Here is a 13,204-nt window from a genome sequence, read left to right on the forward strand (position 1 = left end):
AAGCGCCCACTTTTTTAGTTGTCTGCGAGCGTATAAACGCCGCTGAAATCGAGGTCGCGGGCAACAAAAATGCTCACCGCATCACCCTGCTGATCGTAGAGGGTAGGGGGGATAGACATGTAAGAGCGGAGTGCTTCAGACGCCAGCTGCTCACCGCTGTTTTCTGTACTGTTGTACTGAATGTTATTACTCTGCGTCTGGTTAACCAGCGCCGTTAAGGTGTCAGAGAACAACGAAATCATGATCGCACCACGCAGACGCTCCCACATATGGGTATCCACCTGGCCCGGAATCCCCGCGCTGCCGAGTGAGTTCGTTCCGGCACTGTCAATATTAACGATTGTTCCGTCCTGGTCATTGCGGATACGCTCCCAGAGAACAAACACGCGCGCCTGGCCGTCTTTGATACCACCGGTAATCTGCCCGTCAACCCATGAGCCTTTATCAATCAGCCTAACGAGTCCATCAGCTGAGTAAACGTCCTGTGAAACCCGGCAGGAAACCTGACCCGGAACAGTGGTATCCAGCTCGGTGCCGGTACCACAGGGGATCATTTTGCCTTTCGGAACAGTCAGGCTGGGATTAGCCATGACTCCAGCGCGGCTAGCCTTCAGCCTTGCAGGAGTCAGGTTTTTAGCGAGTGCTGAACTACCTTCGCTTGTTTCGTTGTCCTGGGGCTGCACTCCGGGACTATTGCTTGTAGCCGCCTGATTAGTCTGGGCCAGCTCGCCGCCCAGACGACGCTGCATAGCCAGTTCTTCAGGCGAAGGTTCTTTACGCTTATTAGAGGTACGCGCGCCGGTATTGCTGCTGCCCGCATCTGCATCTGCCTGTGCGGCAGCCTGCACAGCACGGGCATCAGTGGCGCTATTCTGCGCAGTTGCAGGTTTATTAACATCAGGATCGCTGTTAAAGCTGTAGTTTGGCAGTGTATTGGCCTGTTGCGCTTTACCACCGTCTTTATCAGCTTCAGCTTTAGCCGGGGCGCGAATTTTACCCATGACCGTAATCCCGATGAATACCAAAGCAAGCAGCGCCATCAGTATGACAAAGGCTTTCATACCAGGAGCCGAACGGCGGTTACTGCCATTAAATCCGCCACGCTCGCTTTCAAATTCACCGTCTCCGGTGTTTTCATCGAGTTCCTGATCTACATCGACACTTTTACGGGCCATCAGTTATCCTCCCCAATTTGAACCCTGCGCACATCCGGGGAAGCCGTACCGGTTGCTACCGCACCGGCGCCCGGCGCGAAATTATTATTACGAACGCCAACGACTTTATCGCCCAGACGAATACGCCACTCTTTAGCGACGGTTTCCACCTCGATGATGTTGCGGTTCTCACCCACAACATGAGAGTTAGGCAGCGTTTCTTTGCCACTGGCCGAGATCATGTAGACCTGCGGTAACTCCGCATTGGCCGGAAACTCAAACCGGGTAAAGCGGTAGTTATCCCAGACGTGAACCGGCTGGATGCTGCGCATTTCAGGCTGTTCGCTCATTACGTACTGATAGTTCTTCGCCCCCGCAAAAGCCGTCTGCTTCAGCTTCTGCGTAATGCGTTTTTTATCAGCCGCGCTTTTGGCTTTTTCCTGCTGCTCAAACGGATATTCATAGGTCAGCTGAAGAACGGCCTGGCGCACAGCCCACGGCGTTTCAATAAAGGATTTTGATACCGTACCGTCTGCATTTTTCTTCGTTTCTTCACCGATGAAATGGAGGACGATGTTATAGGTGCGCTTATCGGTGACGATCACCAGGTTGGTATCACTCATGGCCTGTTTCGGCTTCACAAAAAAATGGTTCATTTTGTGCGCAAACGTCCAGCTTTCAGAATCGCCAAAAGCATGAGTGATATAGGTTTCGTCAGGCGCGACAACAATGTGGGTAGCCACACCGGCGATAGCGTCAATTTTGACCACATTAACAGGGTTATAAACAACGCTTTTAATGCGATAGTCATAAGGAGAATTGCGGCCAACCTCAAGCGCCATAACGTTAGTGGCCGCGCCTCCCAGGACTGACAAAACGACTGCTGAAAGAAGTAGTTTTTTCATGGGGCAGCCCTCAGTTAACTTCCGGGTTGACGCGATAACTCGTCACGCGGAAACCCAGCGGGTTGACATAACGCTGCTCAGCATTCATCGCCAGCGATTTATATTCATACCCCATAATGGCAATCCAGCGCTGCGGCTGATCATCAACGGGATTGCTGCGCACGCGGCGAACCGTAGTAAAGCGTATCGTTGCTACGCCGTGCGGTTTATCGAGGATCACAGAGTTAATCTTCACGCGGGTCGTTTCACTGTCGCCCAGAACCTTATCAAGACCGTTGCGGCCCTTGAACTTGCTCTGGTAAGACTCTGCCACGTTCGGCGTGGACATTAAGCCAACGGCCGTATAGTCGACCTGAACTGAATAGAAGTCATAGCTCTCACGGTGAATGACATATTGTGTCAGCCAGAACTTATCAATTTCGTCACCATAAGAGGTCTGGTCGCGGGTCAGCTTGACCTGCTGTACTTCGTGAGTGGCCTCGTTGAGCGTTAGCAGATGTGCGGGGATTGGCTGGCTGTACTTATGCACCACGTAACCAACTAAAGAGAGTGCAAAAACAGTTACCACCGCTGAACCGGTGGCAACCATCCAGGCGGTACGCCGGGACTTCAGCACTTCATCCATCAGATCAACTTCAAGCCCTTTACGGCTTTCGTTGAACTCTTTAATGGCTTCACGTGTAAGCCCTGTTTTTTTATTAGCTTTCATTTGCACCACCTTGCGTATCAACCGGGATTGTTTTGTTTACTGGAACGGTGTTGCTCCAGTCCGGCTCCGGTGGCGGTTTATGCCCGCTGGAACAGGCGCTAATCAGAAGAACTCCCATAAGCAATAAGCTGCGCATTACGGCATCCATTATCGGTTGTTGAACGTACTAATTATAATAAGTCGTCGAAATTGCAATTTCAACGACTTTTGTTTTAATTTTATGCAGCCTTCTTCCCTCGACTGCCCCTTGCCTTACCACTTAAATTAGAACCACTGCTTCCTCCGCTGTTGCTGCCACTTCCTCCACCTGCCGATTGCTGGCCGCCGCCACTGTTACCGCCTCTGAACGCATTACCGCCAAACATGCCGTGGCTGCCCATATTGCCAAGCGCCTGCATGGAAGAACCCGTAGAGCGTGCGGCGTCAGCAACTCCGGCGCTGATACCGCTACCCCAGCTGGCGGCAATTTGCGGAATCTGGAACAGAACGAAAACGGAAATGACCGTCAGTAATAAGGCGGAGATAGAACCAGTGATTGATGAGTAAGCGGCATCAGAGTTCATCGAGGACAGGAGGTTGTCGAACATCTGCATGATGAAACCAAACACGAGCGCAAGAATGACGACGACAAGGCCATAGTTAATGACCGACGCCAGCCAGCGAGCAAAGATGTTTTTTGTCGCTCCCCACAGCAGGCAGAAGATTGCAATCGGGCCAAAACAAAGCGTAACGGCCAGAAGGATTTTAGCCATGATCACAAAGCCCGCACCGAGGCCGCCCAGCACAACGGTAGCAATCATCATAATGCCGCCAATGGCATACGCGGCCAGGCCGCTCGATGAAAACACGTCTGCGGCTTCCCATGCGGTGTTGACGATCTTGATACCTTTTTCAATACCGCTATCAATAATCGCCGGTACGCCACTTGCACCGACTTTATTAGGGGCAGACAGTATCCCAGCAAAATCATCCGGCAGGTGAAGCGCCACGTTGACCAGTTCCTGTTGATACCAGCCGCCCGCCGTTGCAAAGCTCAGGATAAGGGCTATGGAAAGATACTCTTTAATCAGCGAACTCAGGCTGTCGCCCGCCCCCGGATTAAACGCTGAGTACATCCCCTGAACCATCAGCTTGATTGTCAGACAGGTGGCAATCAGAGGCGTTACATCAGAGATAATGGTGGCAACATTGGCGCTCACCATTGACGTAATCGCCCCGTCTACTTTTGCGAAAATGTCTGCGACTAGGGTGAATGCCATATTGCCTCCTTACTCCTAAATTTTCGGTGAATTGATTTCGCCGTCTTTTTTGCCGAACACAAACAGCTGACGATCGGCTTCGCGCGCGTTTTTGCAATCAGGTTTCTGAAGTTCATCCGCGTCTTTCTTGCATTCCTGAATTGTTGCCTTGCGCTCTTTCTCATGTTTTTTGTACCACTCCACGTCATGCGAGGCATCGCAGGCCACCAGGAGGAAAGGGATAACAAGCAGTAGTTTTTTCATAATTACCTCAGTTAATTGAAGGTGACGCGGTAACGTCCCCGCCGGTTCCAAAAACAAAATTGTGGGTGGCACGTTCTTTCTGCGCACGTAATAGCTTGTCCTGTGACTGCTGCAACATGTTCATCAGATTCAGCTTCGCCTGCTCACCCTGAATAGCACCCTGTGACGTCTGGATACGGGCCTGTAAGTCAGCAATCGATTTCAGGTCTGGAGTCGTTTTAATCTGCTCCGTCAGCTCCTGCATATCGGTTAGTTCCTGCATCTGGTTGTTGTAGGCTTTTTCTGCCATAACGCGGTCATAAGCGCCTTTTTCAGCCAGCTTTTTGTTCATGTAGGTAATTGCTTCGCTGGGCGTCATGTCGTCAACTTCCGCATTAAACTGGCCCATCATGCTGTTAACTGAAGGCGTGACGGAAGAACTGGAGTTCATGGCGTCGCTGTAAATCTCCTTCCAGTTGTCCGGCAAATTATTTGCCAGCGTGCTGGTAGACGTCCCCAGCAGATCGCCCAGGTTGGTTGTCTTTGCCATCGACTCATACATATTTTTCTGCGTTTGCAGCTGGCTTTTAAGCTGCTCCAGCTGCTGCGCCATTTGCTGAAGCTGCTCGACCTGTTTAGCCAGTTCAGTAGGGTTGGTCACGATGATGCCTGCGGAAGCGCTTTGCGCGCCTCCCAGAATCAGGCCGGTGGTCAGCAATACTGCCGTCAGTGTTTTTTTCATGGTGTTTTGCCTCGTTGTTAAGCCGTCAGGCGCCAGTATTCTTTGAGCCATACTTCAGGGTCATTACCGAGCCGTTCAACCAGCTCATGCGCAATTTCGGCATTTTGTGGTTCACCGGACAACACGCTAAGAACGTTGTCCATTGTCTTAATATCTGCATCAATATCGTCGCTGTTGCGAGGGTAGAGATTGAAAGAAGCAATCGCAGACTGTTGCCCTTGTTTAACCAGGAACTGTCTGGAGTGTTCGGTAATCGACATCAGCGCGTCGTATTCAGCATCAGTAAGGAAGGCATAATCCTCTCGGATAGCTTCCGGATCGCGCAGGCAGATTTTTGTGACGGTCTGCGACATGATCGTGCGGCCAATACGGCTGGACAGCGCATCGTTCGGCTCCTGCGTGGCAAACACATAGATAGCGTCTTTCTTACGGTCAGTTTTGATACCACGCTTAACTTCACGCTCGATAACCGGATCGTCAAGGTAGGCGTGGAACTCGTCAAAGCACTGAATGACGCGGCGTTTGCCGTCGATGGAGTCACGTACCCGGTACAGAAGGTACATCATGAGCGGAGTACGGGCCGGGCTGGATACTTCCTCTTTGGCTGCGATAAACTCGGATAAATCGAAGCCAAAAATATCATTCGCGCTGAGATCCAGGCTGTCTTTATCATTGTCAAACAGCCAGCCATACTGGCCTTCGCGCGTCCATTCGCGCAGCAGCCCTTTCAGTGATACGCCATTTTCCACAACTTCATTCACGTACCCGTCCAGGATAGTAACGGTGCGCGCCTCGCGTGGAATAAGTGAGCCTTCCCCCATAACCGCATCAACGCCTTCAGCCAGTTCGGTAGCCATCGTTGCGCTGATAGGCCCGTTATTGGTGGTTTCCACACAAATGCGGAACAGGTTTTTAATGAGGGCAATATTGCGTTTGGTCGGTTCAATCTGAAGCGGGGCAAACCCGGACGGCATACCCTGTTGCAGAACTTTATAGTAGCCACCAACGCTTCGAATGAACGGCTCCATACCGCGGTCACGGTCATAAACAAAAAGCCGCGGGTTGTACTTCATTGACTGCGCCAGCAGGAAGTTAAGCAGCGTGGTTTTACCTTCCCCCGACATACCCGTTATTAACGCATGGCCCAGCGGGCGTTTACCGTAGGAAAGTTCTTCAAGCGGGGTCACATGGAAATTAAAATAGAGTGGCGTACCGCTGATCGTGCGGAACATGGTCAGCGCTGGCCCCCACGGGTTATTGTCAGGCTTGCCACGCATAAAATTGTGGAACGGGCTGAAGTGCAGGAAGTTCCATGAGTTTATCGGAACCGGGCGCGGCGCCCATTTCTGGTTGCCAGGCAGTCTCGCATAATATGCAGCCTCAGAGGCCAGGCTGAGAGTCCCGCCAACCACGCCACAGCCGGTTAGCATAACCTTCACACGACGCGCTTTGCGCTGTACCGCGTTTTGGTCATTATCCCAGACATGCACGGTTCCATGATGGTAGCCCATCACGAACTCTCTGGACGTCAGCATATCGAGCGCGGTACCAAGCTGTGCCAGCTGGCTTTGCGCACGGTCGCGCGTTTCCTGCAAAGATTTTTCCTGATGCGTCAGAAACGTTTTAGCTGAAGATTCAGAGAGGCAAGAAAAACTCTGCGTCAGAAGGTATTCAAAATCGGCTTCTTTAAGCATGTTAAGCTGGCCTGGCTCTGTATCTTCTTCGTATTCACGAAATTCAATGCCGGTGGTATAGAAGTTGTGATCTACCGTTCTGATCTGGACAACATCCCCCCACAGTGAGCTAACAGGGCGGTTGTCCATGATGTACTCACGGATACGATCACGGCAAACAGGCACGATGGCCCATTCCATATTTGCGAGGAAATAAAGGAACTCCAGCGCTTTTGAATAAGCGTGAGCCTGCGAAGGTTCAGGCTCGTTGCGTTCGATAACAATGGCTTCGTCAAAAATGTCTGATTCATCGACTTCAGCAAGTTCTTCACGTTCTTTTTTATCAGGCGCAGGAATTTCAACACCGCGTTTGTCACGATAATAGATACCCAACTGCTGAATGCCATACGGCTTCATTGCTTCCAGGATTTGTTCAGAAATATCTTCCAGACCTTCAAGCGCCTCATTCTGCATTCGCTGAATTTCGTCACGAGTCGGCTTTTCAAATTTCGCCAGAAACTTCTGTGTTTTATCCCCTACCTGTTTGTAAATAACGGTCAGATAAAGGTCATTAATCAGCTGCTTGGAATCACCGTGCAGCTTACGGTTATATTGATCAACATAAGCAGGGAAAAAATGGTCATACTCACCATCCGGGTACTCTTTAGCCTCATGGTGATATTCATGCGTCCACAGCTCTACATGGTCTGTTCCGAAGCTCTTGACCAGCGTATTAAGGTCTTTATGCCAGGTGACCAGTTCCCGATCTGATGCGCAGTCATGTGTGCGGCCATCCAGCTTGAAAAAAGCCATCAGATCGCCGTTTTCCATCGAAATCACGTAATCATTGAGGTGATAAGAATAGGGCAAATACTTTTTATTTACTGATGGCTCCTTACGGTAGGCATCAATTTTTTTTGGCTTCGTAGCGGTGGCAGCTCTCATTATTTTAAACCCTTACGTTTGTAGTCAACAGAGGAATAAGACGATCCTCCCCACTGCTTAAACGGAGAATCAAACCAATTACTGAATTTGGTTTTCAACCACAGGCCCATAATTCGAAACATGCGGTCGTCATATTTTGTTAATGCAGCTGAAGGAATCCACAAAAAGACGAACACCAGGATCGCCCACATATGAATAATCATAAAAAGCGAGGCAGAAATCATGAATATCATCATAGCTACATTACGTGGTACACCCAGCGCGCGAGGTAAGCGAGTCGCACCTTTGAAAAGCGGTCTTTTCCCGTCAACGAACATCTTTGTAGTCCTCACTTTGGGGGACAAAAGTCCCCCCTTTTCGCGTTGTTCAGCTTCCTACGCCCGTCAGGGAAACCAGAAATGATGCAGAACCAATACCAATCAGCGAGATTACGATACGAGGAATAAAGCTGGCTGGGATTACGTGAAGCATCCACATAAAGCAACTAACCATGATCGCAATAGCACAACCAATTGGAATCCATGTGCTCAACCACGTCTGGATTGATGTAGCGGTTGATTCACCAGTATCGGTGCCAGCGGCCAGCGCAATTTGCGGCAGGGCAATGGACAAAACGCCCATAACTACCGCAGGGCCATACTTCTTAAACAACGTGGTCATACTTTCTCCTTACTCACTATCTTCTGTTGATTGCAGATTTAACCGGCATTCTTCAACGCCACACTTATCTTTCAAAAACTCTGCCAGTAGCCTTAAATCAGCCCAGGTTCGTAGTTCATGCTCTTTGTTAACCCGAATGGAACATGCGATCTGGCCCAACTGTTCATCGTCTATCTGAAAAACGGGATACCACGTCTTTAATGAAACCCGTTTTATCGTTACCTCCTTCACTTTTCCTGTTTCAAATAGCTCCAGGATCTGTGATTGCAATACAAGGTACAAACGTTCCATCCATAACCTCACTCCCCCTTCGCTGTTTCCTGTTTGGTTAAAAAGGCATCCGTATTATTTCGGCTGAAGGCATCGCCATCACCCGAACCAAAAACATCTTGTTCACCGTCATACTGCGTGGCCGTACTTTTTGCCTGCTGAGGCTCAGTCGCGGTGCTGTCCTCACTGGTCTGGCCATCAGGTAGCAGCGTAGGGATTTTCAAATCAGTTGATTGACGCGCCACGTTGATAACTTTCGTGACATACCCGTTAGAAATCCCGTTTATGAGTGAGCCGGTGTTGTAGCAGGAAAGCGCGTGTCTCAGCGCAACCTGCCCGGCTGGATAGGATTTCAGGGCGCTATCATAACAGGCTTTAAGGATGGTCTGGCTCGCCCGCAGGTTGATGCAGGGCTTGAAAATATCGTCAACCGAAAGACCCAGGCCCACTAAATTATTTGAGTTAATTTGTGCAAGGCCCATATCAAAACTTTTATTATCCTTCAGCAGAACTTTCGAAACGCTGACGGCCTCAGCTTCAGTACGTGGTTGCTGTTTTAACTGGGTACTACCACCGTTAATATTGATCCTGTACGGCCCATTTGAGGACTCATGGCCGACGATGTACGCCATTGTTAAGGGTGAAACATCAGGCGCACATCTCTGCGCAAGCCTGGCAACTTCATCTGAGGCAGGCGCAGCACTGGCACGGCCAGCACAAGCAAGGCAGGCCAGAGCGAGAACCAGAAGTTTTGGATGTTTACTCATTTACGTTTCACCGCGTAATTGTAATTTCGACGACTTATGTTTATGATAAGGGCTAATGAGATCGTGTCAAGAAGAAACGAAAAGAAAACCTCTGAAGGAAGGAAGGTAATGCTGGTTCCCCTGAAATCAGAAAAACGCCCCAAAGGTGAACCCATGTATCGTGACCCGGATAACCCTTTTAATACGTGGACTGGTATAGGGAAGCGCCCGGCCTGGCTAACTGCAAAATTGGACGCTGGCATTAGCCTGGAAGCCATGAAAATGCAGGGCGTTGCCAACCCCAGAGAACATAGACAAGTAAAATACCGCGACCCCAGGAACGCAGAAAATACCTGGTCCGGGACTGGCCGCCGACCAACATGGCTCAAAGAGCTGCTTGATAGTGGTTTATCACTTGATGATCTAAAGATATAACCGGAGAGTATAAAAATGGGCGATGTTATTGATTTTGCGGAAAAGCAAAAAGGCAGAAGGAAGAAAAAGGCATTTTCCATTCCGCCCATTTTAAGAAAATTCCGTGTCCATGCTATCAGGTTACTCGCCAGCATCATCAAATCCGGCTCTTATTCAGTTGCTTATATCGTTAAGAAAATTACAGGAAAGTTAATCAAGTTGTTCGCAATGTTAACGATTTTCGTTTTTATTGTCGAATATATCGCAGGCGATATAGGTTACAAATCTATTTATAACTCTGCGTTATTATTAATATTACTTACCGTTATCAACATTCTGGCGGGTGTATATCTGAACAAACTGTTAAGGACAAAACAATGAAGAAACTCTTAATCCCTCTGATAGCAGCTGGTAGTCTGCTTTATCTTCCTGCCAGCCATGCTGAAGATCCCTGCAAAGTTATTATGTGCATGGCGGGCAAGCTCACCGGCGATAGCGGCGGAAGCGAGTGTAACAGTGCTGAAGCTGCTTTCTTCAATATCGTTAAAAAGAACAAGCACGGCTTTTTACCCAACCACACGAGGGATGCCAGGAAGGCTTTTCTTAATGAATGCCCGGATAATGGCGAAGGTGGAAGTAACCAGTCGATGATAAGCCAGATCATAAGTAAATACGGGAAAGTTCGCTTATAGGCGGGCTAGGAATAATCTCAATTTAAGGAGCCAACGTGAAAAAAATTATATTAAGTGCATTAGCCTGTACAGCTCTCTTAACTGGTTGCGTCAGCCAGGATAAAGGTAATGCGATGCAGAGCCAGATGAATAACCAGCAACGCCAGATTAACGAATTATCCGTTCGTTTGCAGTCTGCGGAGTCCCGGCTATCAAAGCAGGAAGAAAAGCTGCGCAACGAACTGCTGCAATCCAGCGGCTATTGCTATCTGAATGGCGCCCGCTACTCGACCGGCACCGTACTTTACGGGCGGATTTGCCAGAATCAGTCAGGCAGCGCTTCGTGGCAGGTTTACAGCCGTCGCTAAACACCAGGGCGGTTTAACCGCCCTTTTCTTTACCCACAGAAAGCACACTATCACCATGTTCCCCTTCCCCACTACAGAAAACCTTATTCTATGGGCTTGCAGCGCCATCGCACTGTTTGCCGTTGTATTCTTCCGGCGTTCAGTACGCAACCGACGACACAAAAGGAAGCAGCAAAGTGCGCGGCGGGTGCTGGAGCGCATAAAGACGTTGCCGGGCTTCCCACAAAAAATTAACTACCTGAGGAAAATTGATCCTTTTGTGTTTGAAGAACTGTTGCTGGAAGGATTTGAAGCGCATGGCTTCAGAACCATCAGAAACAAACGCTATACCGGCGATGGAGGCATTGACGGCCAGGTAATAATAGGAAAATATCGCTATCTTATTCAGGCTAAACGCTATCGCGGCCATATTGCTTTACAGCACGTACAGGAGTTCGAGAAGTTGCTTAAACGTCATAACTGTCGCGGTCTGTTTTGCCATACCGGGAAAACCGGCGCAGGTTCAAAATCTGTCAGTATTGCCAGTGAACGGATGGAGATTATCAGCGGCCAGCGCCTGATAGATTTGCTCACGCCCGGCAGCTCCTTCACTATCGCAACCGCCCCGCAGACGATGATGAAGCGTACCGCAGCAACACTAGAAACGAGCACCATTGTTAAAGATGCCGGTAAAGAAAATCGATACCATGAGAGTTAATTAAATGAAGTCAGTAACTATAGAAGCAAATGAATCGCCACGGATAATCTAGACACTTCCGAGCCGTTGATAATACTGGTTTTCATATTCTGTCGGTGACATCTGTTCGCTAGAACCATGCCGACGCTTACTGTTATAAAACATTTCGATGTAATCAAAAATATCACTGCGGGCTTCTTCCCGCGTTCCGTAGATCTTTTTCTTTATCCGTTCACGTTTCAACAACTGGAAAAAACTTTCTGCAACCGCATTATCATGGCAGTTACCGCGACGGCTCATGCTACCCTCCAGGCCGTGTGATTTCAGGAACGACTGCCACTCATGGCTTGTGTACTGACTGCCCTGATCCGAATGAACCAGCACCTGTTTTTCGGGATTACGCCGCCATACAGCCATCAGCAGTGCGTTCAGGACAATGTCCTTTGTCATCCGGGATTGCATGGACCAGCCGATAATTTTGCGTGAGAACAGATCAACAACAACGGCAAGATACAGCCAGCCTTCGTGGGTCCTGATGTAGGTTATGTCCGTTACCCAACGCTCATCAGGAGCATCCGGATTGAACTGTCGCTGGAGCCTGTTGGGTGACACGATACTGGCCTCGCCTTTACGTGCCCGCGGGCTTCGGTATCCGACCTGAGCCTTTATTCCGACACGTTTCATCAGTCTCCAGACTCTGTTTACTCCGCACTGTTGCCCGCTGTCACGCAGATCCAGATGGATTTTGCGATAACCATAGACGCATCCCGATTCCAGCCAGAACTGTTTAATCTGTCCTGTCAGTCTCAGGTCTGCCTGATGGCGTTGTGAATGCGGCTGCTGAAGCCAGGCGTAAAAACCACTGGGATGAACATCCAGCACCCGACAGAGCAGGCGAACAGGCCAGCAACAGGAGTTGTCACGGATAAAGGCGTACCTCAGTCGGACAGCTTTGCGAAGTACGCCGCGGCTTTTTTTAATATGTCCCGTTCGTCGGTAACCCGTTTCAGCTCTTTCTGGAGACGGCGGATCTCGGCCTGAGCATCTGACTGTTCTTTATTAGTGGAAGAATCCGGACCGTACTTTTTTATCCAGGCATAAAGGCTGTGGGTGGTGATATCGAGACGTGTTGCAACGCTGGCAACAGAATAACCGCGATCAACAACCTGTTTGACTGCTTCAGTTTTAAACTCTTCGGGATAACGCTTACCGCTCATGGGCACCTCTCTTTAAGCCATCTTAAATGACTCTGAGGTGTCTGTTAAACCCGTGGCGATTCAAAAAACATTTGCTGAAATGTTAGGAATAACAGAAGGTGAATTAATCTTTGCCATTAAGAAAACTGGCACATTCAAAAACAAGACCATCCCACAACCTCATGAGCCACATAAATCAAATAATAGATTTTTATATTCAGACGTAATGAGGTTTATAGAATCACTAAAAGACAAAGAGAACCGGTAATGACTCCAACTTACTGATAGTGTTTTATGTTCAGATAATGCCCGATGACCTTGTCATGCAGCTCCACCGATTTTGAGAACGACAGTGACTTCCGTCCCAGCCTTGCCAGATGTTGTCTCAGATTCAGGTTATGTCGCTCAATGCGCTGAGTGTAACGCTTGCTGATAACGTGCAGCTTTCCCTTCAGGCGGGATTCATACAGCGGCCAGCCATCCGTCATCCATACCACGACCTCAAAGGCCGACAGCAGGCCCAGAAGACGCTCCAGCGTGGCCAACGTGCGTTACCTAACAATAAACCTGTTTAAATATCCAGATAAAAACATT

Annotated in this window: 19 protein-coding genes and 1 pseudogene; 6 read left to right on the forward strand and 14 right to left on the reverse strand. The window is 49.3% G+C overall.

The features are described from left to right. Positions 1 to 14: 14 nt before the first annotated feature. The 12 genes from virB10 to EGY12_RS00135 all read right to left on the reverse strand — a co-directional run bounded on the left by virB10 (position 15) and on the right by EGY12_RS00135 (position 9,306). On the reverse strand, positions 15 to 1,175 hold the full coding sequence (gene virB10, locus EGY12_RS00080) for a type IV secretion system protein VirB10 (protein ID WP_012561145.1): 1,161 nt from the start codon (positions 1,173 to 1,175) through the stop codon (positions 15 to 17). Beyond that, a complete protein-coding gene (locus tag EGY12_RS00085) occupies positions 1,175 to 2,059 on the reverse strand; it encodes a TrbG/VirB9 family P-type conjugative transfer protein (RefSeq protein ID WP_000735066.1) in 885 nt (294 codons plus the stop codon). Before EGY12_RS00085 ends, virB10 begins: the two co-directional genes overlap by 1 nt. Before the next feature lie 10 nt (positions 2,060 to 2,069). Further along, positions 2,070 to 2,768 (reverse strand): virB8 family protein, encoded by a 699-nt coding sequence (locus tag EGY12_RS00090; RefSeq protein ID WP_000646594.1) that lies wholly within the window; start codon positions 2,766 to 2,768, stop codon positions 2,070 to 2,072. Beyond that, positions 2,758 to 2,916 (reverse strand): hypothetical protein, encoded by a 159-nt coding sequence (locus EGY12_RS23545; RefSeq protein ID WP_012561180.1) that lies wholly within the window; start codon positions 2,914 to 2,916, stop codon positions 2,758 to 2,760. The genes EGY12_RS00090 and EGY12_RS23545 overlap by 11 nt, the downstream gene beginning before the upstream one ends. A 70-nt stretch (positions 2,917 to 2,986) precedes the next feature. After that, complete coding sequence (locus tag EGY12_RS00100) at positions 2,987 to 4,027, reverse strand: type IV secretion system protein (protein WP_001749958.1); 1,041 nt, start codon at positions 4,025 to 4,027, stop codon at positions 2,987 to 2,989. 15 nt (positions 4,028 to 4,042) lie between these two features. Further along, entirely contained in the window at positions 4,043 to 4,270 is a 228-nt protein-coding gene (gene eexN, locus EGY12_RS00105; RefSeq protein WP_001749959.1) for an IncN-type entry exclusion lipoprotein EexN, read from the reverse strand. Positions 4,271 to 4,277: 7 nt separating this feature from the next. Next, positions 4,278 to 4,991, reverse strand: a complete 714-nt coding sequence (locus EGY12_RS00110; RefSeq protein WP_001749960.1) for a type IV secretion system protein — start codon at positions 4,989 to 4,991, stop codon at positions 4,278 to 4,280. Positions 4,992 to 5,008: 17 nt separating this feature from the next. Continuing rightward, positions 5,009 to 7,609, reverse strand: coding sequence for a VirB4 family type IV secretion/conjugal transfer ATPase (locus tag EGY12_RS00115; RefSeq protein WP_012561149.1), 2,601 nt, complete (start codon positions 7,607 to 7,609; stop codon positions 5,009 to 5,011). Beyond that, entirely contained in the window at positions 7,609 to 7,926 is a 318-nt protein-coding gene (locus EGY12_RS00120; protein ID WP_000496058.1) for a VirB3 family type IV secretion system protein, read from the reverse strand. Before EGY12_RS00120 ends, EGY12_RS00115 begins: the two co-directional genes overlap by 1 nt. Before the next feature lie 49 nt (positions 7,927 to 7,975). Beyond that, a complete protein-coding gene (locus EGY12_RS00125) occupies positions 7,976 to 8,269 on the reverse strand; it encodes a hypothetical protein (protein WP_001749962.1) in 294 nt (97 codons plus the stop codon). Positions 8,270 to 8,278: 9 nt separating this feature from the next. After that, positions 8,279 to 8,560 (reverse strand): transcriptional repressor KorA, encoded by a 282-nt coding sequence (gene korA / locus EGY12_RS00130; protein WP_016338364.1) that lies wholly within the window; start codon positions 8,558 to 8,560, stop codon positions 8,279 to 8,281. Positions 8,561 to 8,568: 8 nt separating this feature from the next. Then, entirely contained in the window at positions 8,569 to 9,306 is a 738-nt protein-coding gene (locus EGY12_RS00135) for a lytic transglycosylase domain-containing protein (RefSeq protein ID WP_013279384.1), read from the reverse strand. A gap of 108 nt (positions 9,307 to 9,414) precedes the next feature. On the opposite strand from EGY12_RS00135, the gene EGY12_RS00140 reads away from it, so the two are divergent. From EGY12_RS00140 to EGY12_RS00160, 5 genes are read left to right on the forward strand one after another with little or no spacing between them, the layout of a single operon-like run. After that, positions 9,415 to 9,720, forward strand: a complete 306-nt coding sequence (locus tag EGY12_RS00140) for an H-NS family nucleoid-associated regulatory protein (protein ID WP_012561154.1) — start codon at positions 9,415 to 9,417, stop codon at positions 9,718 to 9,720. Positions 9,721 to 9,735: 15 nt separating this feature from the next. Further along, positions 9,736 to 10,080 (forward strand): hypothetical protein, encoded by a 345-nt coding sequence (locus EGY12_RS00145; protein ID WP_012561155.1) that lies wholly within the window; start codon positions 9,736 to 9,738, stop codon positions 10,078 to 10,080. Then, positions 10,077 to 10,391: a TrbM/KikA/MpfK family conjugal transfer protein gene (locus EGY12_RS00150; RefSeq protein ID WP_016338363.1), complete on the forward strand. Its 315-nt coding sequence runs from the start codon at positions 10,077 to 10,079 to the stop codon at positions 10,389 to 10,391. Before EGY12_RS00145 ends, EGY12_RS00150 begins: the two co-directional genes overlap by 4 nt. A gap of 35 nt (positions 10,392 to 10,426) precedes the next feature. Continuing rightward, a complete protein-coding gene (locus EGY12_RS00155; RefSeq protein WP_013279382.1) occupies positions 10,427 to 10,738 on the forward strand; it encodes a hypothetical protein in 312 nt (103 codons plus the stop codon). A 55-nt stretch (positions 10,739 to 10,793) separates the two neighbouring features. After that, on the forward strand, positions 10,794 to 11,435 hold the full coding sequence (locus EGY12_RS00160) for a restriction endonuclease (RefSeq protein ID WP_012561158.1): 642 nt from the start codon (positions 10,794 to 10,796) through the stop codon (positions 11,433 to 11,435). 48 nt (positions 11,436 to 11,483) lie between these two features. Here the strand turns inward: EGY12_RS00160 and EGY12_RS00165 are convergent. Next, a protein-coding gene (locus tag EGY12_RS00165; protein WP_085949497.1) for an IS3 family transposase occupies positions 11,484 to 12,631 on the reverse strand; the annotation gives its coding sequence in 2 pieces (ribosomal slippage) (positions 11,484 to 12,394 and positions 12,394 to 12,631; 1,149 coding nt in all). A gap of 37 nt (positions 12,632 to 12,668) precedes the next feature. Here EGY12_RS00165 and EGY12_RS00170 point away from each other — a divergent pair. Beyond that, the gene (locus EGY12_RS00170) at positions 12,669 to 12,878 is read left to right on the forward strand and encodes a hypothetical protein (protein WP_123892201.1); all 210 of its coding nucleotides are present in this window, start codon (positions 12,669 to 12,671) and stop codon (positions 12,876 to 12,878) included. A 10-nt stretch (positions 12,879 to 12,888) separates the two neighbouring features. Here the strand turns inward: EGY12_RS00170 and EGY12_RS00175 are convergent. Continuing rightward, positions 12,889 to 13,161, reverse strand: a pseudogene (locus tag EGY12_RS00175) (IS1 family transposase); the annotation flags it as partial. Between the last annotated feature and the right edge of the window lie 43 nt (positions 13,162 to 13,204).

It is taken from the genome of Serratia sp. FDAARGOS_506 (assembly GCF_003812745.1).
Lineage (GTDB): Bacteria > Pseudomonadota > Gammaproteobacteria > Enterobacterales > Enterobacteriaceae > Serratia.